Here is a 21,220-nt window from a genome sequence, read left to right as displayed (position 1 = left end):
GGGTGGATTTTTCAGGAATGTGTAAAGGGAACTAATTCTGAAAAAGAGAAGACTTCATTAAGACCTGCAGCCTTTAGTTCTTCAGTTTCTGGCGCTTGGCTGAGCCATAAGAAATCGCCTCCCCAGGCACCTAAGGATTTTGCCTGTCCTTTAAAATTTGGCAAGATTTGCAAAGGCATGGGCTTGCGCCCGATTAATTCTGAGGTATAAGCTTCATGCACCTCCATCCAATTGGCCAAAGAGGGGATATCCGATAGTTTCAGAAGCTCTTCACTTAAGTCGGAAATTTTCTGTACTAAATCAGATGAGCGCTTTTCCTGTAAGTAGCGATCTACCTCGCGCGCTGAATTTTGCTTCTTCCCTAAATAGAGTAGATAGGTGTTTTTAAAGAAGTCCGGAATTTGCACTTCCTCCCAAGTGGGTTTTTGTGATTCTACTAATTGGTACTGAATAGCATGGGCAGCTTCAGCCACCGCTACATCGTAACCACTGCCTTTAAGGTGCTTGAAAAACAGCTTCCAAACATCGGCCTCCAACCATTGCGCCATTAAACTGATGAAGGTGCTGCTGCTGCCCAATCCCCAGGCGCGTGGAAAATCCAAACGACTCTCAATTTTACAATATTCCGGGAGCTGCGATCCACAGGCGTCAAGTAGAATGGCCTCAACTAATTTCTCCTCAGGACTTTGGGCCTTGCCTAATTGAAAATCCAACCAAGGCTCGCCTTTTTCGTCCAGAGCTCGGTATTGCAGGGCTTTCTGATCTTGAGCTTCCACCCTCAGGTGCTGACCCTTAATGGTTGGCACAGCAATAGCCTTGGCGCCTTCAAGAACGCTGTACTCTGCACTGAGAAGTAATTTGCCTGGGGCAAAAAAATGCTTCATCTAGTTTTCCTTCTTAATCTCAGAAGGGCTTTTAATACCACGGATTTCGCAGAACTTATTTACAGCAGCAGAATGTGATACTACTTTATCTTTAAAATAGTTTACGATGCTTTCTTTTTCTGCATCGGTAGCTTCCAATTGATTCAGGATATTCAGGAGATGCATTTTCATATGACCTTTCTGAATTCCGGTAGTAGTTAGCGCGCGCAGGGCAGCGAAGTTTTGGGCCAAGCCTGAACTGGCTACAATTCCCATCAACTCCTCAGCATTGGGCTGTTGTAATAGGTCTAAAGAAAACTTCACCATGGGATGCAAGCGAGTTAAACCACCTACGGTTCCCAGAGCTAAAGGAACTTCAATCCAAAAGCGGAAAATACCATCTTTTACCTCACAATGGGTGAGGGAACTGTATTGACCATTGCGGCTGGCATAGGTATGACAAGCAGCTTCTACGGCTCTAAAGTCATTTCCGGTAGCTATAATCACGGCATCAATACCATTCATAATGCCCTTATTATGGGTCGTGGCCCGATAGGGTTCAACCTCTGCAATACGTACCGCGCGTTGAAATTTTTGAGCGAACTCCTCAGGGCTAATTCCAGCATCGCCATTGAGTTCTTCTACTTTACAGGATACCTCGGAGCGTACCACACATTCGGGAGTGTAATTGGATAAAATACACATCACCACCTGAATGGCCTTCTCGGCTTCATTAAAATGATCCTGAGCTTTAATTTCACGCTGCAGAGTTTGGGAGAATTGCTCCAAACAAGAGTTAATAAAATTGGCCCCCATGGAATCACAGGTTTCGAAAAGGGCTTCAATCTGCCAGTAATCTTCCATGGCCGAACGCTTATCTACCAATTTGAGGTCGATAATACCGCCACCTCGAGCACGCATATTGGCGGTGAGTTCTTCAGTATCCTTTAAAAGAGCAGGCTTTAAATCTTCAAAAAAGCTTTGCAATTTCTGAGCATCTCCTTGATAGATAAAATGCACGTGACCTACTTTCTTAGTAGAGATAATGCTGGTTTTAAAACCACCACGCTCTAACCAATAAGTGGCACTTTTAGCCGCAGCAGCAACTACCGAGCTTTCTTCTATGGCCATAGGAATGGTGTAGAGCTCTCCGTTTATCTTAAAATTCGGAGCCACACCAAAGGGCATATAATAATTGCTTAGGGTGTTTTCAATAAACTCATCATGAAGCTTTTGCACTTTTGGGTCTTCGTGCCAGTAATGCTTTAAAAGATTGATCGCATCTTCTGAATTATCAAAAAACTGATCACTAAGCCATTCAATTTTGGCTTCCTTGCTGAGTTTCGAAAAACCTTTAATCGGTTTGCGCATGCTGCTGGAAATTAATTTTCAAATATACGAGCACAATCCTAACCCCTGTTTCGTTTCTTTGTTGTAAATCTTTTCTTAAAAAAGTGAAAGAAACCAAATGCGAACATTGCAGTGATTGGACAGATGGTCATCAGGAGAACTGCAATAATTGCGGAAAGCGTTTAAATGACCGTCATCTTTCCGAAATCGAAGCGCGCGAAAGCATTGAAATGCGGGGTCTGCCTCTGATTAAAATTGATCCGGATACCCCCTTTATCAAGAAAGGCTTTTTACAAGTGCTTCGTTTTATTCAATTGATATTCTTTAGTATTATTAGCATGGTGGCGGCAATGGCCAGCAGTACCGTTCATTAAAGATGTGGTTTCGCTTTAGCCGATTATTCTGGATTAGCTCCATTCTTTTTAGCCTTCATCAAATTGTGGAGAAATGGTGGTCCATTCCTTGGGTTCATGCCTATTTGGATGATATACTGGCTCCCTGCATAGTATTGGGTTTAGCCCTGGCCTTTTTCCAAAATGTATTTCCGGCCGATCCGGATTTTAAAATTCCGAAGTACTGGATTCTGATTTTCATTATTTGGTATGCCGTGCTTTTTGAGTGGTATTTTCCATCCATAGATGCACGACATTATTCCGATCCTTATGATATCCTCGCTTATACCATAGGCGGAATATTGTTTGCCTGGCTGGGAAATCGACCACTGGGAAATTCTTCAGAGACTAAAGCCACGGCTTAAGTACTATTTTGGTCTAATATCTTGATATTCAGGTCCTATTTATTTCTTTATAGGTGTTTTAGGGATTGGCATTTGATCTAAATTCGCTCGATTTTTATGTCAATCGCAATTCGCGTCAGGCAGGTTCAAAAAGTATTTGGACAGCTTGAAGAGGAGACTAAGGCTTTTCAAAAAGTCAGTGGCCTGGCTTGCTTAAGCGGCTGTGGTCATTGCTGTAATAAAGCGGATATCGAAGCGGCAGTACTGGAGTTTCTGCCCTATGCATTTCATTTGTTTTTAGAGGGACAACATGAGCTGGCGAAACAGCAAATTCAAGCCAATACAACTGGTCTTTGCCATGGCTTTAAGCCGATCATTGCCAATAGTCCTTATTTAAAAGGTCGTTGTACGATTTACGAGGATCGTGGATTAATCTGTCGTTTATTCGGATTTGCCACCATTCGCGATAAAAATGGCGATCGGCAATTATCTACCTGCAAATGGATTAAAGGGAGCCAGGCGGATACCTTATTAGCCAGCCAAGCCTTAATTCAAAAGGGGAGAGCCCCCCATTATATGAGCTATTACCAGAAATTGGCGCAAATTGATTTTCGCTTAGGTCAGGAATATCTGCCCATCAATAAGGCTATTCTGCGAGCTATTGAAGAGGTAGAGAACTACTATCAGTATCGTCCCTTTCCATATCGCCTCAGGAAATCAGCATAAAAAAACCGCTTGCCTTATGGAGACAAGCGGTTCGGGTTAAATCGGGAAATTTCCCTTAATTAAGATCAAAGCGATCGAGCTGCATCACTTTAGTCCAAGCCGCTACAAAGTCCTGAACGAATTTTTCTTTGGCATCATCACTACCATAAACTTCGGCCAGTGCACGTAATTCGGAGTTGGATCCGAAAATTAAATCAGCACGACTAGCGCTGTATTTTACCTCTCCGCTTTGGCGATCCAAGCCATTAAACAATTCCTTGCTTTCGTCGGTAGCCTTCCATTTCACATCCATGCTCAGAAGGTTTTGGAAGAAGTCATTCGATAATTGAGAAGCATCTGAACCGAAAATACCGGTATTGCTCTTATCGTAATTAGCATTTAAGGAACGCATACCACCTACTAATACGGTCATCTCGGGTGGAGTTAAACTCAGTAATTGAGCTTTGTCTACCAATAGTTCCTCGGTAGTATAGGTGTATTGAGTCTTTTTGTAATTGCGGAAACCATCAGCCATCGGTTCTAAAACCGCCATTCCTTCAATATCAGTTTGCTCTTGACTGGCATCCATACGTCCGGGGATAAAAGGAACTTCAATTGGGTTTCCAGAATTTTTAGCCGCTTCTTCGATGGCAGCAGCGCCACCCAATACAATGAGATCGGCCATTGAAATGCGTTTATTTCCCTTGGCTTTTTTGTTAAAGTCCTTTTGAATTTTTTCTAGAACCTTTAAAACTTTATTCAATTGCTCAGGATTGTTGCATTCCCAGCTGCGTTGAGGTTCCAATCGAATGCGCGCTCCATTAGCACCACCGCGACGATCGGAAATCCGATAGGTAGAGGCAGATGCCCAGGCGGTACTTACCAATTCAGAAATGCTTAGTCCTGAATTTAAGATTTGAGATTTCAAGGTCTTAATATCCTCTGCATTTACTACTTCATGGTTTAAGGCTGGGATTGGATCTTGCCAGATGAAATCTTCTTGGGGAATTTCCGGACCTAAATAGGTAGTCTTAGGACCCATATCACGATGGGTAAGTTTAAACCAGGCTTTGGCAAAGGCTATTTCAAACTCCTTCGGGTTTTCCAGGAAACGACGTGAAATTTTTTCATACACCGGATCAAAGCGCAAGGCTAAATCGGTGGTGAGCATAGTAGGATTGTGGAATTTAGTGGTGTCGAATGCATCAGGAGCTACTTTTCCTGCGTCTTTAGCTACCCACTGATGGGCTCCGGCAGGGCTTTTAGTTAATTCCCATTCGAAGTTAAACAGGGCTTTAAAAAAGTCATGACTCCATTGGCTTGGCGTACGGGTCCAAATTACTTCTAATCCTGAGGTAATTGCATCACCGCCCTTACCGCTACCATAGCTACTGGTCCAACCAAATCCTTGCTCTTCAATGCCGGCTGCTTCAGGCTCAGGCCCAACATATTCAGCACTGGCAGCTCCATGGGTTTTACCAAAAGTGTGACCACCGGCAATAAGCGCTACGGTTTCTTCATCATTCATCCCCATGCGGCCAAAGGTTTCGCGAATGTCTTTACCGGCTAATACTGGATCAGGCACCCCATTAGGTCCTTCAGGATTTACATAGATCAATCCCATTTGAACCGCTGCCAAGGGCGATTCTAATTCGCGATCTCCTGAATAGCGTTCATCATCTAACCATTTACTCTCTGGGCCCCAATACACATTACTATTGGGTTCCCAAACATCAGTACGACCACCAGCAAAGCCAATGGTTTCGAAGCCCATATCTTCCAAAGCCACATTACCGGCCAAAATGATCAAGTCAGCCCAAGAGATAGAAGCACCATATTTCTTTTTTACCGGCCAAAGTAGGCGACGTGCCTTATCGAGATTGGCATTATCAGGCCAACTGTTTAAAGGCGCAAAACGTTGTTGCCCTTCACGTGAACCTCCACGACCGTCTCCAGTGCGGTAAGTACCGGCACTGTGCCATGCCATGCGGATAAATAAACCACCATAATGTCCATAATCCGCTGGCCACCAATCCTGGCTATCGGTAAGTACTGCTCGGATATCCGCTTTAAGTGCGTTGTAATCCAAATTGTTAAAGGCTGTCTCATAGTCGAAGTCGGGTCCCATGGGATCAGACTTCATTGAGTTTTGCCTTAAGATGCTTAAGTCTAATTGATTAGGCCACCAGTCGCGGTTGTTGGGTCCATCCTTTTTGGCCTCCATTTTCTCCGGGGTAGAAGTGGCCGCCGCTGCACCACCATGCACCGGACATTGGGAAATGTCGCCCTGCATTTGCACTTGAGCACCGGCACTTCCGACCAGTAAGATCATACTTGCGGTAATGAATTGTTTCATGCTAGTTTAATTAAGATTAGATCCAATTTTCTTAGAGCATAATTAAGAATAATTGCGGCTAAATATCGAGCATGACAATTAGATTGATAATTATATTGCTAAAATCAATCAATATGAAAATGAGAAAGCGAGTCATTGGATCTAAGCCTGACTGTTTCTAAATCAGTAAATAAGCTGGGCTTAAAGGGGCTTAGCCCTGACGATACTTTTCAGCGTATTGATGTAATCGCTTATTGTAGGTCTCTACCATGCGAGCTTTGGATCGCTCAATCAAACCAAAGAAAACAAAACGTCTTTGGAAGTAGGGAAGGGGATCTTCAAAGGATAATAGCTGATCATCCCGGATAATTAAACCATCGATACCTAAATCATCTGTTTCCGCAAATTCGGCCGTAAAAACTTTTTGATCAGGAGAGAGCTTAACACTCTGGAGATCAGCATTGAAAAGCTTTCCTATATAATCACCGCTGCGAATAGCTTCACTGTCTTTAGCATAGAAGAAATAGACCGGGCAAAAGTCGAAGGTCTTTCGGAAGGAGAGCACAATTTCACGGTTTTCGCGTCGCTGTTTTTCGCGAATTTTTTCTGCTTGTTCCATTAGCCCTTCTTCTTCGAGGCGTTTTAAGCTAAGATCTTTATCCTGTAAACGGACCAATAAAACGGCCTGCTGAAAATCCTGTATAAATTCCTTTTTTCCATATTCAGCTTTGGAAGGAGATGCTTCCTGAGCATGGGCTTGTGGAGTGTATATAAAGAGAACACAAAGAAGTAAGCAGACATTAAAGTCTGACCTAAAAAAGCGCTTATTCTTCAAGGGAATCTAGAATCTAGGTTATAACTTGCAGGGAAAAGGTACATACTTTTTCCAAACCAAATTACATGACCGATTTAGATATTGCAAGAGCTTACGAGCCAGCAACCATTGATAAGATAGCCTCGAAATTAGACATCAAAGAAGAGGATCTCGAGTTCTACGGAAAATACAAAGCCAAACTACCACTCCATATTGCCAAAGAAGCCAAACAGGGTAAACTGATTTTGGTTTCGGCTATTTCCCCTACTCCAGCCGGAGAGGGAAAAACTACCATGAGTATTGGTTTGCATGATGCATTATGCAAGCTTAAAAAGCGCTCCTTAGCCGTTCTTCGCGAGCCCTCTTTGGGACCGGTATTTGGTATTAAAGGTGGAGCTACTGGTGGTGGTCACGCCCAAGTGGTACCGATGGAAGATATCAACCTGCATTTTACTGGAGATTTCTCCGCCATCGAATCCGCTCATAATTTACTTTCCGCATTAATTGACAATCACCTTCATTTCAATCAATCACCACAGATAGATCCTCGCTCTGTACTTTGGAAAAGAGCGATGGACTTGAATGATCGCGCCTTACGTCATATCAATGTAGGTTTGGGTGGTCGCAGTCATGGTATGCCCCGTGAAACCGGTTTTGATATTACCGCTGCTTCTGAAATTATGGCTATTCTGTGTATGGCTCTTGATCTTAATGATCTTAAGAAAAGACTGGGAAATATTCTGGTTGCCTACACCTTTGATCGCAAGCCTGTCTTTGCTCGTGACCTGAAAGCCGAAGGTGCAATGGCCGCTTTATTGAAAGATGCCATCAAACCGAATTTAGTGCAAAGTTTAGAAGGCAATCCGGTGCTGATGCACGGTGGTCCATTCGCCAATATTGCTCAGGGAACTAATACTATTATTGCCACTCAAACGGGTTTACGTTTAGCTGATTATGTTGTCACCGAAGCCGGCTTTGGCTTTGATTTAGGCGGGGAGAAGTTCCTCGATCTTAAATGTCGTGCCGCAGCTCTGGCGCCGGAAGTAGTGGTTTTAGTAGCCACGGTGCGAGCATTAAAATATCATGGGGAGCAGCCATTGGCAGAACTGCAAACTGAAAATGTAGATGCCTTGCGCAAGGGGATGTGCAATTTGGAAAAGCATCTCGAAAATGTGAAGCAATTTGGCCTACCCGCAGTGGTAGTGGTAAATCGTTTCCCCACCGACACGGAAGCAGAGATTGCAGCCGTAATTGAAGAATGTGAAAAATTAGGTGTTCGCGCGGTAACTAGCACGGCTTGGGCCAATGGAGGCGAGGGCTCAGTAGATTTAGCCAAAGCCGTTTTGGAGACCATCGACGAAGCTGAAAATGATTTTAGCTTCTTGTACAATCTTGATTTACCCGTGGAGAAAAAAATTGAGAAAATTGCCACTCAGTTTTACGGTGCCGCTAAGGTGAGCTTTACCAGCACGGCACGCCGAGATTTAAAGCGTATTCAAGAATTAGGAATGGATGATGCGCCTATCTGCATTGCGAAAACCCAAAAGTCCTTAAGTGACGATCCGACTTTAAAAGGGCGACCTAAAGATTTTAATTTCCAAGTTCGTGGTATTGAGATCGCTGCCGGTGCAGGCTTTGTAATTCCGCTTTCCGGCGAGATTATGCGTATGCCAGGCTTACCTAAAGCTCCGGCTGCTCAAAACATTGATATTGATAAAGACGGAAATATTAGCGGTCTCTTTTAGTCTTGATTAGTTTATCCGAATTATTGAAGGAGTTAAAGCAACATTTAACTCCCGAGCGAGTGGAGCGCATTGAAAGCGTTGCTGCCCAAAGAACCCGTAAGCTATGTTTGGTGCTGGAGGATATTCGCCAAGAGCATAATATTGGTGCGCTCTTACGTACAGCCGATATACTTGGTATCCAAGATGTGCATTTGGTAAGCCAACGTTATGAAGCTCGCCTGGCCAAAGCTATTGCAAAGGGCTCAACCAAATGGATCAGTCTTCATCGCTATCAAGAGCGTAATCAGAATAATTTAGAGCTCTGCTTGGAGCAATTAAGAAAGGAGAACTATCAATTAGTGGTGGCTGATCCAGATGGCGATGTGGATCTCCCAGACTTTCAATATCAGGGAAATAAATTGGCCTTATTGATGGGCTCCGAATGGGATGGTGTATCAGAACAAGCTCGCACCGCAGCCGCAACTAAGATTCGCATACCTCAATATGGCTTTACCCAAAGCTTTAATGTTTCGGTAGCCTCTGCACTTATTCTACAGCAATTAAGTCAGAGTTTACGCAGCTCTGACTATCCTTGGAAATTAGAAGAGGATGAACGCCAGCAATTGGAATTGGATTGGACGATGGAGCGCCTGGGAGCTTCAGCCTGGCCCCTGCGGGAAAAAATTGAACAAGAATGGGAAGCTCAAAACAAAGCATGAAACGAATATTTTACCTCAGTACCTGCGATACCTGCAAACGATTGATGAAGGATTGGAACCTACCGGAATCTGTGTATCAGCAAGACATTAAGAAAGAAGCCATTACTGCAGATCAATTAGACGCCATGTATAAACTGTCTGGTACTTATGAAGCTTTATTCAGTAAGCGTGCGCGATTGTATAAGGAACGCAATTTGGCTCAGGCCGATCTTACTGAGGCCGATTTGAAGGATTTGATTTTGGAACATTACAGTTTTCTAAAGCGTCCGGTTTTGGTTTGGGACGATCAGATTTTTATTGGTAATTCCAAATCGAATGCAGAAACCGTAAAGGCATTTCTTGAAGCCAATAGCTAAGAATAGTTTCTAATTTACTGGATCAAAAAATAAACAGCCCAAGCTGAACATTCCACCGTGGAATTGTTTTTTGGAATATCTTTCCTCTTTGATTTGAACCCATGACTACCGACTCAAACACCGAAACTAATACTCCAAGTCCTAATCCGGAATCACATCATCCTGAGCATAATCCATTAGCGATTGCTTTTAGATATGTTCGGAAGTTTTTAAATCAAACGCTTCGAATTGAAGGGAATGCGCATCCTCAAGATACCATCGAATCGATTAAAGCGGATATTGATTTCCAAGGCTATAATGTTTGGATTCTGATCTTCAGTATTCTGATTGCCTCCATCGGATTGAACGTAAACTCAGGAGCGGTTGTAATTGGAGCCATGCTTATTTCTCCCTTAATGGGTCCAATCTTGGGGATGGGGCTAAGTATGGGAATTAACGACTGGGCCACCATGAAGCGCTCCTTGCGCAACTTCGCCATTATGTTCTCGGTGAGTATCATTACCAGTACTATTTACTTTAGCCTTACACCGCTGGTAGATGCACAATCGGAATTATTAGCGCGTACACGTCCTACCTTATTAGATGTATTTGTGGCCTTTATCGGTGGTTTAGCGGGTATCTTAGCGGCTAACCGACGTATCAAAACCAATGTGGTACCCGGTGTTGCCATTGCCACCGCTCTGATGCCACCACTCTGTACCGCAGGTTATGGTTTGGCTACCGGACAGTGGTCCTTCTTTATGGGGGCCTTCTACCTCTTCTTAATCAACTCCATTTTTATTAGCCTGGCGACCTTCGTAATTGTGCGTTTCCTCAACTTCCCGGTTAAGGAATTTGTAGATCAAGTAAGAGCAAAACGTGCCCGTCGCTATATCGTAGCGGTTATCTTAATTATCGTAGTTCCCAGTGGCTATACCTTTTACAATGTGGTTACCGAATCTTACTTTAATCGTCGGGTAGAATCCTTTATCGCTGAAAATGTCTTGTACGATGGCGCTGAATTGGTGAAGAAGGAAGTGTTGCATGAGGAAGGAAAAGAGACTCAAATTAACCTGGTCTTTTTTGGTGAACCTATTCCTGCCAAGATCATTGATTCTTGGCGTTCAAAATTGGGAGCCTATAATTTGGAAGGTTCCGTTTTAAAAGTGGTCCAGCCCCAAAGTATGGATCAGATGAATTCGGAAGAGGTCACCAAATTGGTAGATGTATTCTCGAAATCTCAATTGGAAATTCAGGATAAGGATCGCACCATCGCAGAGTTGAAATTAGCCCTAGAAGGGGAGCGACGCCAGCATTTACCCTTGCAGCAAATTCATAAGGAATTGCAGGTGATGTATCCGCGCTTATACAGCGTTTCCATGGCCCGTATGGTTGAGTTTACCGAAGGCGCAACCGATACCCTAATGATGGCCGAATTGAAATGGAATGCTCCGGATACCAATGGTTTAGATGCAGAATGCAAAACCATTGGTCGATGGTTGGAGGCCCGCTTGCAAGTAGATACTATTTCCGTTCAGCGTAAGCTGGTTATGCTAAAACCCATGGAAGTTGAAGTAAAGGGTTTGAAAAACTAATCCTGAACTCCTAATTGTCTTTTTAATTCTGGGTTTAACCAGAGATGGGAAAAGACGCGTAATTCCCTTGGATTGAAAAGGCTGATGCCCTCCAATTCTAAAGGGAAGAAGCTATCATGTCGAATGGCTTTTATGCCAAAGACTTGCTGATTTCCTTCCCAAAGAATTACGCCTTCCTCGTAGGGTCCATCAGGATCTACCTTGAAATAGAGGATATCCCATTCGTAGATATAGCGATTGTTACAGTCACGGATTCCAATAAACTCGTCCACTTCATTGTATTCGGGTTTATAGCCTCGCCACCAAAAACCATCTTTGGAAAAGAGCACCATGCGTTCGCTAAGCTTGCGCATATAGCCCACAATTTCATGATCTTGCCTAAGTCGAAAACGTCGCTCGGGATTTCCCATAGCTACTAAACCCTTAGATGGCTTTATAGTTTATCGATCAGGTATTTTCCGGTATAGGAATCCTTTACCTCTAATAAACCTTCTGGGGCCCCTTGGTAAACCAATTTCCCGCCCTTGTTGCCACCTTCGGGTCCGAGGTCGATAATCCAATCGGCACATTTCATCACATCAGGATGGTGTTCAATAACCACTAGGCTATGTCCGTTTTTAAGCAGGGCATAGAAGCTTTGCAATAGCTTTTGAATATCATGGAAGTGCAATCCAGTGGTAGGTTCATCAAAAATGAAAAGCACCGGCGATTGACTCTGGCCTTTTCCTAAAAAGGTGGCCAACTTAATCCGCTGGGCTTCACCGCCAGAAAGGGTAGAGGAGCTCTGACCCATACTAACATAACCCAGGCCTACATCCTGTAAAGGCTGAATTTTGTCGGCAATCTTTTCCTGGCCGCTTTCGCGGAAGAAGGGAATTGCTTCATCTACGGTTAATTCGAGGATATTGAAAATGGACTTGCCTTCGAATTTCACATCCAGAATTTCTTTCTTAAAGCGCTGTCCCTGGCATTCATCACACTTTAAGTGCACATCGGCCATGAATTGCATTTCAATGGTGATTTCGCCTTCGCCCTGGCATTTCTCACAACGTCCGCCATCAATATTGAAGGAGAAATATCCCGCTTTGTATTTACGGCTTTTCGATAGAGGCTGCGATGCATAAAGGGCACGGATATCGTCGTATGCTTTGAGATAGGTTACCGGATTGGAACGAGAGCTCTTACCAATAGGATTTTGATCTACAAACTCAACATCGCCAATGTCGTTAATGGCGCCACCTATGCGACCAAATTTTCCTGTTTTATCAGCATAAGCGCCTAAGCGTTTTTTAAGGGCCGGGTATAAAATCTTGCGAATTAAGCTCGACTTCCCTGAGCCACTAACACCGGTAACGACCGTAAAGCGATGTAAGGGAATTTGGATGTCGATATTCTTGAGGTTATTCTCTCGAGCACCAAAGATTTCGATGAATTTGCGAGCTTCTTTTTTAGCCGGAACTTCAATCTTAGCGTCACCTCGCAGGTAACGGGCCGTATAAGTATCTTCTTTGGCAATCAATTCTTGAGGAGTACCGGCAAAGAGGATTTCTCCTCCGTGGATACCTGCATCCGGACCAATGTCTACAATATAATCCGCGGCCAGCATCATTTCCTCATCATGCTCAACCACCACAACGGTATTACCGAGATCGCGCAGATTTTTCACCACTCGGATCAATCGTTCTGTATCACGTGGATGCAGGCCAATGCTTGGTTCATCCAGAATATAGGTGGATCCCACCAAAGCACTTCCCAGGCTGGTAGCCAGGTTAATTCGCTGTGATTCACCACCGGATAGGGTATTCGAAACACGGTTTAGCGTTAAATAGGGAAGGCCCACGTCGCAGAGGTAGCGCAAACGATTATTGATCTCAATTAAGAGGCGTTTCGCAATCTGCTGTTCAGACTCGCTAAGTTCCAGCTTTTCGAAATGGCTTTGCAGCTTATCAATGGGCCAGTTTACCAATTCGGTTAAGGCATATCCACCAACTTTAACATAAGTAGCTTCTTTGCGCAGTCGACTGCCTTTACAGGAGGTACAGCGGGTTTTTCCGCGGTATCTGGAGAGCATTACCCGAAACTGAATCTTATAGGATTTGGATTCTAGGTATTCGAAAAATTCATTGAGACCTTTAAAATGCTTGCTGCCATCCCAGAGCATGTCATATTCTTCCGTTTTAAGCTCGAAGATAGGTCGGTGAATGGGGAAGCCGGCTTTCTCTGCACCTTGAATCAATTGCAGTTTCCATTCCTGCATCTTTTCTCCTCGCCAGGGATAAATGGCATCTTCATATACGGAAAGACTGGAATCGGGAATTACCAAATCCTCATCAATTCCCATAATGTTACCAAAACCCTCGCATTTTGGGCAGGCCCCAAAAGGGTTGTTGAAGCTAAAAAGATGGGGACTTGGCTCTTCGAATTCAATTCCATCCAATTCAAATTTATTGGAGAATTCGCGGGTCTCATTCTTAGCAAATAGTTCAATCCGGCATAAGCCTCTTCCTTCAAAGAAGGCGGTTTGCAAGGAGTCGGTCCAACGATTTAATTGCTCATCACTGCTGATATCTGCCGTAAGGCGATCCACAACAATCTCCAAGCTTTCTGGATCTTTTACTTCTTTAGGATCCAGTTCATTAATCAGAACCACTTCACCCTTCCAGGATAATCGGCTAAAGCCCTGCTGTTCTAAAATCTCTAGTTGATCTTTTAAACTGCGATCATGTAAATGCAAAGGAGCCTTTAAGAGAATTCGAGTATCTGGTGCGAGGCTTTTCACAAATTCTAAGGCATCTTCAATATGATGCTTCTTTACTTCTTCACCACTAAGCGGGGAGAAGGTTCTGCCAATACGGGCATAAAGTACTTTGAGGTAATCGTAAATCTCGGTGCTCGTCCCAACGGTAGAGCGGGGATTACGTGAAATCACCTTTTGTTCGATGGCAACGGCCGGACTTATCCCTTTAATTTGATCTACCTCGGGTTTGTCCAATCGACCTAAAAATTGACGGGCATAGGAAGATAGACTTTCTACATAGCGTCGTTGCCCTTCGGCGTAGAGGGTGTCGAAAGCCAATGAAGATTTGCCAGAGCCTGATAATCCGGTAATTACGGTTAGCTTTCCGTGAGGGATGCGCAGGCTAATGTTCTTCAAATTGTGAACGCGCGCACCTTTTATTTCAATCCAATCCTTATGGGAAGGGGAATTTTTTGTCATACTAAACGTTAAAGAAAGCAAAAAGCAAAAGTACCAAACCCACTTGCGTTTGTGGGATTGAAAACAAAAATTATATATTTGTTGACATGGGTAGCCAACCAAACAGAGCTACCAACGTCTATTAACTAAATACCCATTGCTTATAGATACATAGTTACTTGATTGTTTTTTAGGATTGATTTATTAACCCCAATCATGTGAACTATGGATTACACTGCAATGAAAGATGCTGAGCTAATCAAGCTCTACATCGACGGAGACGAGAAAGCCCTTTCTTTTCTGATCAATAAACACGAGCAAAGGATCTTTTCCTATATCCTTAGCAAGATTCAAAACAGAGATCTCGCTAATGATGTATTTCAAGACACTTTCGTGAAGATCATCAAAACATTCCGCAAGGGCAATTACAACGAAGAAGGTAAGTTCCTGAATTGGGCACTGCGAATTGCGCACAATCTGGTGATAGATCATTTCCGGAAGCAAAAGCGCATTCCTACGGTTACTCCCAATGATGAGTACGACATCTTTAAAATTATTAAGGATGGTTCCGAAAATGCGGAGACCGGTATGATTCGCGAGCAAATTGAGAAAGACTTACACAAGCTTATTTTAAAATTACCCCCTGAGCAATTAGAGGTATTACGCCTGCGTCATTTCAGCGGATTAAGCTTTAAAGATATTGCGGATCAAACCGGAGTATCCATTAATACAGCTTTAGGTCGGATGCGCTATGCACTGATCAATCTTCGCAAATTGATGCAGGAACATAATATGAGTTTGAGTCTTTCCTAAAACATGTTTCGGTGTTTCTGCAATTTTTTTTGAAATGAAATACTAATCGTTTTCTCCTTGCCGTTATAGATAGGTCTATTTTCAAACACGGTACATGGATAAAACAACTACTTTACGAAATGATCATCAAGTGAACGCACGGCCAGACCGGCAAACCATTAAAAACATCCTCAATTTTTCGAAGGCTTATCGCTATGAAAAATTGGAAAATGGTCTGGATTTCGAGATGATCCAAAATTAATAAAGAGCTCCTTCGGGGGCTCTTTTTTTTAGACCTTGCAGCCATGAAAGCTTATTGGAATGGAGTGGTCGTTGCCGAAAGCGACGAAACCATAGTTGTAGAGGGAAACCACTATTTCCCAGCAGATTCGATCAAGAAAGAATTCTTTAAAGATTCTGAAACCCATACCTGGTGCCCTTGGAAAGGGGAGGCCAGTTATTATCATTTAACGGTAGATGGGAAAGAAAACCCGGATGCAGCCTGGTATTATCCTCAAACTAAACCTTTGGCTAATCATATTAAATCCTATGTGGCCTTTTGGAATGGTGTAGAAGTAAAGGAGGATTAAAGGGTCTGCCAGCGGTAGGAGTCCAGCTTTATCAGGATAAAAAGCAAAAAGGTAAAACCCCATAGTGAGGATCCGCCATAACTAAAGAAGGGCAGGGGAATGCCTATAACCGGAGCCAGGCCAATGGTCATGGCGATATTAATGCTAAAGTGGAAAAAGAGTATACTCACCACGGCATAGGCATAGGCCCGGGCAAAGCTAGATTTTTGCCTTTCAGCCAGATGAACCAAGCGAAAGAATAAGAGGCTAAAGAGCACTATCAATAAGGCACTGCCTAAAAAGCCCCATTCTTCACCTACCGTACAGAAGATAAAGTCTGTACTCTGTTCCGGTACAAAATCGAATTTAGTTTGGGTTCCCTGCAAATAGCCTTTGCCACTCCAACCTCCAGAACCAATGGCAATCATGGATTGCGTGGTATTATAGCCAATTCCCTTGGGATCATGTGCCTTTCCTAAAAGGATATTGATCCGGTTGCGGTGCCGATCTTCGAGTATATTATTGAAGGCATAATCCACACTATTCACCAAAACCAAAGCCACCGCTAATATGGCGGTTACCCTGAGCCAAAAGCCTCGCACTTTACGCCCTAAGAATATGATGATGAGGGCTACTGCGGCCAAGATTAACTGCAGATAAAGAATAGGGATGAGTAAGCTCAGTAAAAAGAGCACAGCGATGCTTATTCCGGCAATGATATAGGAGCTTGAAAGCCCTTCGCGGTATAGCACCAGGATTAAACTAAAATAAACTAAGCCGGAGCCTGGATCAGGTTGAGGTACAATTAAAATCGCTGGTAGAAGGATAATTCCGAAAGCCACAATTTTAGTACGCCAGGAACTGAGGTTTCGTTCCGGTTTCCCCAGAAAGGCCGCTAAGGCCAAGGCCGTGGCGAATTTGGCAAACTCCGAGGGTTGCAAACTAAAGCCACCAATCACAAACCAGGAACGGGCACCGGCAATCTCTTTTCCAAAAAACAGAACCGCTAAGAGCGAGAGCATACTGAGCCCATAAATGGGATAGGCCAGGGTTTGAAAGACGCTGCCATCCAGAATAAAAAGGAAAATGATAATCAGGACTGAGGTGCCAATCCACAACAATTGCTTGCCATAACGCTGGGTAAAATCGAGGATATTGGAATGCGCCTCATCGTAAACCGCGGCATAGATATTTAGCCAGCCCAAAATAGCCAGGCTGAAATAAAGCAGCACGGTTAGCCAATCAATCTTTTGTATTCCTAAATTACCTTGACGCATTTGCGGTAGTGTCCATGACCTCCAGGCCGTATTTTTCAATTAATTGTTTGGCGTATTCTTCACTTAAGTCACCAGCCAACATGCGTTTTTCCATTTCGGGCCGACTAATCTCGCCAGTTAAGTACTTCTCAATTATTAAGCTGGCAATAGGGGCGGCCCAGCGACTGCCCCAGTAGCCGTTTTCTACAATAATCGAAATGGCAATTTTGGGATTATCCTTGGGGGCAAAAGCCACAAAAATGGAATGGTCTTGTCCGTGAGGGTTCTCCGCTGTTCCGGTTTTTCCGCACATCTGGATGCTTTCCATCCGTGCACCTCGGGCGGTACCACTTTCAAATACATCGAACATACCTTCGATAACCACAGGAAAATGAATACTGTCAATAGTAGTTTGTTTTTTCTCTGTATACTGCTTGTTATCAATAGGTTTACCCCCAATACTCTTAATAATATGAGGCGTATAATAGTATCCTCGATTGGCAATGGCGGCAGTCATATTCGCCATTTGAATAGGAGTCAAAAGCATTTCCCCCTGACCAATAGCCAAAGAAATGGTACTTACCGCTTTCCAACCTTTGTAGCCAAAGGCGCGATCGTAGTAATCAGCATCCGGTACCAGTCCTTTTCTTCCAGTGGGTAAATCATTATTTAAAAACTGGCCAATATTGAAGCTCTTTACATGATTACTCCAAACGTTCATGCCCTCTTGAGCGGTAGGGTATTTTTCGATAATGTTTTTAAAGACCTGGCAGAAGTAATTATTACAACTTTTGGAAATCCCCGTTCTCAGGGCAATTGGGTAATTGGTTCCGCAGTGGCAGGCTACATGCAAGCGACCGTAATGAAAGCCATGATGACAAGTATAACTGGTGCTTGGAGTCAAAGTGCCTTCCTGCAAGCCAATCAAGGCATTTATCACTTTAAAGGGAGATCCCGGAGGATATTCGGCTAATAGTCCACGGTCAAATAAGGGAAGGCTAATACTATCGCGATAGAGGCGGTTGTAATTCACCGAGCGTTGACGACCTACCATTAAGTCGGGCTTATAGGAAGGACTGGTAACCAGAGCCAGAATTTCTCCACTAGAAGGCTCAATGGCTACAATGGAGCCACGTTTACCTTGCATCAGTTTTTCACCATAAGCTTGAATAACAATGTCGATGGTGCTCTGCACATCCAATCCTGGCTCAGGTAAGGTGTCGAAATCACCATTTTGGTAGGGACCCATCACCCGATTATGCACATCCTTCAAGCGGTAGTTTACACCGATTTTCCCCTTAAGAACATCTTCATAGCTTTTTTCAATTCCGGTTTTCCCGATGAGGTCTCCTAATTGATATTCAGGATGGTCTTGGATATAACGCTCATTCGCCTCACCGATAAAGCCCAAAACATTGGCCCCAGCCAGAGTCATATAATCCCGGAGAATCCGCTTTTGCGGATAAAAACCCGGGAATAAGTGTAATTGCTCTTGTATTAGAGCAAAATCCTCTTTGCTAATTTGCTTTACAAAGATGGAGGGCTTTAAATAGGAATAGCGCTTGGCCGCTAGCATTCTATTGCGATACTCCTCTTTGCTCAAACCTACCAGTCTACAAAAGGCTAGGGTGTCCTTCACCTGAACCTGGGCAGGCACCACCATCAAATCGTAGGCACTTTGATTTCCTACCAATAATTTTTGATTGCGATCATAAATAAGACCGCGCCCAGGATACACCTTTTCAATTCGAACCACATTGTTGAGGGCCGATAACTTATACTCTTCCTGTAAAACCTGGATATAGAAAAGCCTCCCGGCAAATACCAGGGCTATGGCAATGAAGAAAAAATAAAAAAGGTATTTGCGCTGCATTTAGCGACGGGCATTCCAAAGTTGATACAGGAGTACAAAAATAAAAGAGAAAAGACTGCTGTACAGACTTCTTTGCAACAAGATACCGAATTGATTCCACTGAAAACTCTCTAGGCCAAATAAAACTAAATGATGCAGGAAGAAACCTACAAAGAGCAGACCTAATCTGCGTTCCAGGCTCATAGTCTTAAATTGTGGTACATCCGGATTATCTTCTCTACCGGTTCCAAAAATTCGGGTAAGGATAGGCATAATGAAGGCTAAGAAGACAGTCGCAGCAGCGTGCACACCTGCACTTTCTTCCAGGATGTCGATAGAGGCTCCTAAGGCAAAGGCAATCACCAATTGCCAAAACCGCGGATAAAAGATTAAGATGCTAAATACAGGATAGATGTATAAATAGGGATTGAGATAATGATTGAAGAGATATTCATTAAGAAAGAATACCTGAACCGCTATCATGAACAGCAAGATCCCTATGTCGCGGAGCGTCTTCATTGCACGGTGGGATTTTGAAGGGTATCTAGTTCCGCGCTAAACAAATCCTTAACAACGTACACTTCGGCGATATTTGCGAAGTCGGTGCTTAAGGCCACTTCCAAGCTGAAAAAGTTCTGATCGGCTTGCAAGGTTTTAGATTGAACGATCCCAATGGAGATCCCCGGAGGGAAATAGCGAGAGCGGCCATCGGTAATCAGCGTATCACCTGCTTCCACCTTGGAATAGCGAGGAATGTCTGTTACCTGACTCATTAAATAATCTTCACCGGGCCATTTTAAAGGACCAAAGTAGCCTTCGTGTTTAAGGGCAGCGCTAATGGATAAGCTATTGTTGATCAGTGGGATAACCCTTGCAAAATTGGCACTTACGGAGGATACCATACCCACTACTCCTAGAGGTCCTATTACCCCCATATGCGGTTTGATTCCGCTGCGAGAGCCTTTATCGATTATCAAGTAATTACTGGCTTTCAAATGGCTACTGTGAATCACTTTGGCCGGAAGATAGGTATAGCGCTGATTAAGCACACTATCATTAATCGTATCGGCGCCATAATTCTGGACCAATAAGGACTCATTTAACTGCTCCCTCAGCCTACGATTCTCCTCGGCCAATTGCTCATTTTCAATGCGCAGATTGAGGTAAGACTGAAAGTCATCCTGAAAATTACTTATGCGACCATTAATCTCCGTGGTAGTGCTGTTGAATTGCGCACGGGGATAGCTTTTGGCAGAGACCACCCAATATACAGCAATGGCCTCCAAAAGAATAAAGAGTAAAAGAATTCGGCTCCTATGCAGCAGTATAAGGAAGTACCGCATAAGGCTTTTAGCTCATCAAGAAATTGTACTTCCCGATATTTTTAAGGGCGATACCCGTACCGCGAACTACTGCACGTAATGGATCTTCGGCCACATATACCGGTAAATCCGTTTTCATGCTAATTCGTTTATCCAAACCGCGAAGCATAGAACCTCCGCCGGCCATGTAAATACCGCTATTGTAAATATCAGCTGCCAGTTCTGGAGGCGTCAAGGAAAGGGCTTCCATAATCGCATCCTCAATTCGGATAATAGACTTATCCAAAGCTTTGGCAATTTCTTTATAGGTAATGATCAATTGCTTGGGCTTACCGGTAAGCAGGTCTCTACCTTGTACCGGCATATCTTCAGGTGGGTTTTCCAACTCATCCAAAGCTGAACCAATCTTAATCTTAATTTCTTCCGAACTGCGCTCTCCAATAAAGAGGTTGTGCTGCGTGCGCATATAGTAGGCAATGTCGTTGGTGAATACGTCACCCGCAACTTTAATACTCTTATCGGCAACAATACCCCCTAAGGCTAATACCGCAATCTCCGTGGTACCGCCACCGATATCGATAATCATGTTTCCTTTAGGTTCCTGCACATCCACACCGGTACCTATTGCAGCGGCCATAGGTTCGTGAATGAGATATACTTCACGAGCACCTGCTTTTTGAGCAGAATCTTTTACCGCCCGTTTTTCTACTTCTGTAATCCCGGAAGGAATACAGATTACCATGCGCAGGGCAGGGGGAATCATTCGCTTTTGTAAAGCCGGAATGCTTTTAATCATCTCCCGAATCATTGACTCAGAAGCTTCAAAGTCGGCAATAACTCCGTCTTTAAGGGGGCGAATAGTTTTAATATCCTCGTGGGTCTTGCCGTGCATTTGCCGTGCAGTTTGACCAACGGCGATGATTTTATTGCTGATGCGATCTTTTGCGACGATCGAAGGAGCGTCTACCACCACCTTATCGTTGTGGATGATCAGGGTATTGGCAGTGCCCAGATCTATCGCAATGTCTTCGCGTAAAAAATCAAAAAGTCCCAATTC

21 protein-coding genes are annotated in these 21,220 nt (G+C 43.7%); 10 read left to right on the top strand and 11 right to left on the bottom strand.

Annotated elements, in window-relative coordinates; translation table 11 throughout:
- Window positions 1–11: 11 nt before the first annotated feature.
- Together H4K34_RS01015 and H4K34_RS01010 are read right to left on the bottom strand one after the other, a co-directional pair.
- Window positions 12–884, bottom strand: a complete 873-nt coding sequence (locus H4K34_RS01015; protein ID WP_210758979.1) for a GYDIA family GHMP kinase — start codon at window positions 882–884, stop codon at window positions 12–14.
- Window positions 885–2,234 (bottom strand): hydroxymethylglutaryl-CoA reductase, degradative, encoded by a 1,350-nt coding sequence (locus tag H4K34_RS01010; RefSeq protein WP_210758978.1) that lies wholly within the window; start codon window positions 2,232–2,234, stop codon window positions 885–887.
- A gap of 83 nt (window positions 2,235–2,317) precedes the next feature.
- Here H4K34_RS01010 and H4K34_RS01005 point away from each other — a divergent pair, with 83 nt between their 5' ends.
- The 3 genes from H4K34_RS01005 to H4K34_RS00995 all read left to right on the top strand — a co-directional run bounded on the left by H4K34_RS01005 (window position 2,318) and on the right by H4K34_RS00995 (window position 3,675).
- Window positions 2,318–2,587 (top strand): hypothetical protein, encoded by a 270-nt coding sequence (locus tag H4K34_RS01005; RefSeq protein ID WP_210758977.1) that lies wholly within the window; start codon window positions 2,318–2,320, stop codon window positions 2,585–2,587.
- A gap of 2 nt (window positions 2,588–2,589) precedes the next feature.
- Window positions 2,590–2,970 (top strand): hypothetical protein, encoded by a 381-nt coding sequence (locus H4K34_RS01000; protein WP_210758976.1) that lies wholly within the window; start codon window positions 2,590–2,592, stop codon window positions 2,968–2,970.
- Window positions 2,971–3,066: 96 nt separating this feature from the next.
- Window positions 3,067–3,675 (top strand): YkgJ family cysteine cluster protein, encoded by a 609-nt coding sequence (locus H4K34_RS00995; RefSeq protein ID WP_210758975.1) that lies wholly within the window; start codon window positions 3,067–3,069, stop codon window positions 3,673–3,675.
- Window positions 3,676–3,730: 55 nt separating this feature from the next.
- On the opposite strand, the gene katG is transcribed toward H4K34_RS00995, so the two are convergent.
- Together katG and H4K34_RS00985 are read right to left on the bottom strand one after the other, a co-directional pair.
- On the bottom strand, window positions 3,731–5,986 hold the full coding sequence (gene katG, locus H4K34_RS00990; protein WP_407644584.1) for a catalase/peroxidase HPI: 2,256 nt from the start codon (window positions 5,984–5,986) through the stop codon (window positions 3,731–3,733).
- A 214-nt stretch (window positions 5,987–6,200) separates the two neighbouring features.
- Window positions 6,201–6,824 (bottom strand): hypothetical protein, encoded by a 624-nt coding sequence (locus H4K34_RS00985; RefSeq protein ID WP_210758973.1) that lies wholly within the window; start codon window positions 6,822–6,824, stop codon window positions 6,201–6,203.
- Window positions 6,825–6,889: 65 nt separating this feature from the next.
- Between H4K34_RS00985 and H4K34_RS00980 the strand changes: the two genes are divergently transcribed.
- From H4K34_RS00980 to H4K34_RS00965, 4 genes are all read left to right on the top strand, one after another.
- The gene (locus tag H4K34_RS00980) at window positions 6,890–8,548 is read left to right on the top strand and encodes a formate--tetrahydrofolate ligase (RefSeq protein ID WP_210758972.1); all 1,659 of its coding nucleotides are present in this window, start codon (window positions 6,890–6,892) and stop codon (window positions 8,546–8,548) included.
- A gap of 2 nt (window positions 8,549–8,550) precedes the next feature.
- The gene (locus H4K34_RS00975) at window positions 8,551–9,246 is read left to right on the top strand and encodes a TrmH family RNA methyltransferase (protein ID WP_210758971.1); all 696 of its coding nucleotides are present in this window, start codon (window positions 8,551–8,553) and stop codon (window positions 9,244–9,246) included.
- Complete coding sequence (locus H4K34_RS00970; protein WP_210758970.1) at window positions 9,243–9,602, top strand: arsenate reductase family protein; 360 nt, start codon at window positions 9,243–9,245, stop codon at window positions 9,600–9,602. Before H4K34_RS00975 ends, H4K34_RS00970 begins: the two co-directional genes overlap by 4 nt.
- 101 nt (window positions 9,603–9,703) lie before the next feature.
- Window positions 9,704–11,176, top strand: coding sequence for a DUF389 domain-containing protein (locus H4K34_RS00965; protein WP_210758969.1), 1,473 nt, complete (start codon window positions 9,704–9,706; stop codon window positions 11,174–11,176).
- Here the strand turns inward: H4K34_RS00965 and H4K34_RS00960 are convergent.
- Both H4K34_RS00960 and uvrA read right to left on the bottom strand, forming a co-directional pair.
- Complete coding sequence (locus tag H4K34_RS00960; protein WP_210758968.1) at window positions 11,173–11,586, bottom strand: hypothetical protein; 414 nt, start codon at window positions 11,584–11,586, stop codon at window positions 11,173–11,175. The two genes, H4K34_RS00965 and H4K34_RS00960, sit on opposite strands and share 4 nt — an antisense overlap.
- Window positions 11,587–11,609: 23 nt before the next feature.
- Complete coding sequence (gene uvrA, locus H4K34_RS00955; protein WP_210758967.1) at window positions 11,610–14,393, bottom strand: excinuclease ABC subunit UvrA; 2,784 nt, start codon at window positions 14,391–14,393, stop codon at window positions 11,610–11,612.
- A gap of 204 nt (window positions 14,394–14,597) precedes the next feature.
- On the opposite strand from uvrA, the gene H4K34_RS00950 reads away from it, so the two are divergent.
- The 3 genes from H4K34_RS00950 (at window position 14,598) to H4K34_RS00940 (ending at window position 15,754) form a co-directional block, all read left to right on the top strand.
- Entirely contained in the window at window positions 14,598–15,185 is a 588-nt protein-coding gene (locus H4K34_RS00950) for an RNA polymerase sigma factor (protein ID WP_210758966.1), read from the top strand.
- A gap of 94 nt (window positions 15,186–15,279) precedes the next feature.
- Complete coding sequence (locus H4K34_RS00945; RefSeq protein ID WP_210758965.1) at window positions 15,280–15,426, top strand: hypothetical protein; 147 nt, start codon at window positions 15,280–15,282, stop codon at window positions 15,424–15,426.
- Between the two features lie 43 nt (window positions 15,427–15,469).
- A complete protein-coding gene (locus tag H4K34_RS00940) occupies window positions 15,470–15,754 on the top strand; it encodes a DUF427 domain-containing protein (RefSeq protein WP_210758964.1) in 285 nt (94 codons plus the stop codon).
- On the opposite strand, the gene rodA is transcribed toward H4K34_RS00940, so the two are convergent.
- From rodA to H4K34_RS00915, 5 genes are read right to left on the bottom strand one after another with little or no spacing between them, the layout of a single operon-like run.
- Window positions 15,751–17,010 carry a rod shape-determining protein RodA gene (rodA, locus tag H4K34_RS00935; protein ID WP_210758963.1) on the bottom strand — a complete coding sequence of 420 codons (1,260 nt, stop codon included), beginning with the start codon at window positions 17,008–17,010 and terminating at the stop codon, window positions 15,751–15,753. The two genes, H4K34_RS00940 and rodA, sit on opposite strands and share 4 nt — an antisense overlap.
- Complete coding sequence (gene mrdA, locus H4K34_RS00930) at window positions 16,997–18,862, bottom strand: penicillin-binding protein 2 (protein ID WP_210758962.1); 1,866 nt, start codon at window positions 18,860–18,862, stop codon at window positions 16,997–16,999. The genes rodA and mrdA overlap by 14 nt, the downstream gene beginning before the upstream one ends.
- Entirely contained in the window at window positions 18,863–19,360 is a 498-nt protein-coding gene (locus H4K34_RS00925; RefSeq protein ID WP_210758961.1) for a hypothetical protein, read from the bottom strand.
- Entirely contained in the window at window positions 19,357–20,184 is an 828-nt protein-coding gene (gene mreC, locus H4K34_RS00920; RefSeq protein ID WP_210758960.1) for a rod shape-determining protein MreC, read from the bottom strand. Before mreC ends, H4K34_RS00925 begins: the two co-directional genes overlap by 4 nt.
- 7 nt (window positions 20,185–20,191) lie before the next feature.
- Window positions 20,192–21,217, bottom strand: a complete 1,026-nt coding sequence (locus H4K34_RS00915) for a rod shape-determining protein (RefSeq protein WP_210758959.1) — start codon at window positions 21,215–21,217, stop codon at window positions 20,192–20,194.
- Between the last annotated feature and the right edge of the window lie 3 nt (window positions 21,218–21,220).

Origin of the sequence: Croceimicrobium hydrocarbonivorans (assembly GCF_014524565.1) — a bacterium.
GTDB lineage: Bacteria > Bacteroidota > Bacteroidia > Flavobacteriales > Schleiferiaceae > Croceimicrobium > Croceimicrobium hydrocarbonivorans.
The sequence above is the reverse complement of the archived record's forward strand: the minus strand, read 5'-3'. Positions and strand labels throughout refer to the sequence as shown.

Coding starts and splice junctions, on each gene's coding strand:
- H4K34_RS01000 (WP_210758976.1), top strand. CDS start 2,590: ATGTGGTTTCGCTTTAGCCGATTATTCTGGATTAGCTCCATTCTTTTT.
- rodA (WP_210758963.1), bottom strand. CDS start 17,010: ATGCGTCAAGGTAATTTAGGAATACAAAAGATTGATTGGCTAACCGTG.
- H4K34_RS01010 (WP_210758978.1), bottom strand. CDS start 2,234: ATGCGCAAACCGATTAAAGGTTTTTCGAAACTCAGCAAGGAAGCCAAA.
- H4K34_RS00925 (WP_210758961.1), bottom strand. CDS start 19,360: ATGAAGACGCTCCGCGACATAGGGATCTTGCTGTTCATGATAGCGGTT.
- H4K34_RS00965 (WP_210758969.1), top strand. CDS start 9,704: ATGACTACCGACTCAAACACCGAAACTAATACTCCAAGTCCTAATCCG.
- H4K34_RS00945 (WP_210758965.1), top strand. CDS start 15,280: ATGGATAAAACAACTACTTTACGAAATGATCATCAAGTGAACGCACGG.
- H4K34_RS00950 (WP_210758966.1), top strand. CDS start 14,598: ATGGATTACACTGCAATGAAAGATGCTGAGCTAATCAAGCTCTACATC.
- H4K34_RS01015 (WP_210758979.1), bottom strand. CDS start 884: ATGAAGCATTTTTTTGCCCCAGGCAAATTACTTCTCAGTGCAGAGTAC.
- H4K34_RS00970 (WP_210758970.1), top strand. CDS start 9,243: ATGAAACGAATATTTTACCTCAGTACCTGCGATACCTGCAAACGATTG.
- H4K34_RS00940 (WP_210758964.1), top strand. CDS start 15,470: ATGAAAGCTTATTGGAATGGAGTGGTCGTTGCCGAAAGCGACGAAACC.
- H4K34_RS00995 (WP_210758975.1), top strand. CDS start 3,067: ATGTCAATCGCAATTCGCGTCAGGCAGGTTCAAAAAGTATTTGGACAG.
- H4K34_RS00980 (WP_210758972.1), top strand. CDS start 6,890: ATGACCGATTTAGATATTGCAAGAGCTTACGAGCCAGCAACCATTGAT.
- mrdA (WP_210758962.1), bottom strand. CDS start 18,862: ATGCAGCGCAAATACCTTTTTTATTTTTTCTTCATTGCCATAGCCCTG.
- mreC (WP_210758960.1), bottom strand. CDS start 20,184: ATGCGGTACTTCCTTATACTGCTGCATAGGAGCCGAATTCTTTTACTC.
- katG (WP_407644584.1), bottom strand. CDS start 5,986: ATGATCTTACTGGTCGGAAGTGCCGGTGCTCAAGTGCAAATGCAGGGC.
- H4K34_RS00960 (WP_210758968.1), bottom strand. CDS start 11,586: ATGGGAAATCCCGAGCGACGTTTTCGACTTAGGCAAGATCATGAAATT.
- uvrA (WP_210758967.1), bottom strand. CDS start 14,393: ATGACAAAAAATTCCCCTTCCCATAAGGATTGGATTGAAATAAAAGGT.